General features: G+C 59.3%; 1 protein-coding gene. It reads right to left on the bottom strand.

Going from position 1 to position 344, the window contains the following annotated elements; all coding sequences use genetic code 11:
- Nucleotides 1–244 (bottom strand): DUF817 family protein (locus SB752_RS32115; RefSeq protein WP_410719455.1); only part of this gene is annotated, 244 nt, incomplete at its 3' end.
- Nucleotides 245–344: the final 100 nt, after the last annotated feature.

The raw sequence follows: 344 nt of genomic DNA, 5'->3' as shown, positions 1-344 counted from the left end.
TGACCTTGAGTTCGTCCAGCGTCTCCAGGCGCGTGAAAACCATGCCCGCTTGAATAAGCAGTGCGGCAATTAGTAGTGCATCATAGCGCGGCACGCCCCAAAGCCCGGCGCGTGGCGTGGCGAACACCGCCAGGAAGAACAACCCGGCGAACAGACAACTACGCGCTTCCTTCAGACCGAAGAAGAAAAACTCCAGAACAAAGCGCCTGAATCCATCCAGCCTGCCGGGTAACGGCGGCGTCATGAGCCAGTCGTCCAAGGCGTTCAGACGAGGGCGGGATGCGTGCGGCGAGCATTGAATCGAGTTGGAAGGGGGCATAGAGGGGGGAAAGGCACTGAAGACA

The sequence above is a fragment of the Brevibacillus sp. SIMBA_040 genome (assembly GCF_046535075.1).
Classification (GTDB): domain Bacteria; phylum Bacillota; class Bacilli; order Brevibacillales; family Brevibacillaceae; genus Brevibacillus.
The sequence above is the reverse complement of the archived record's forward strand: the minus strand, read 5'-3'. Positions and strand labels throughout refer to the sequence as shown.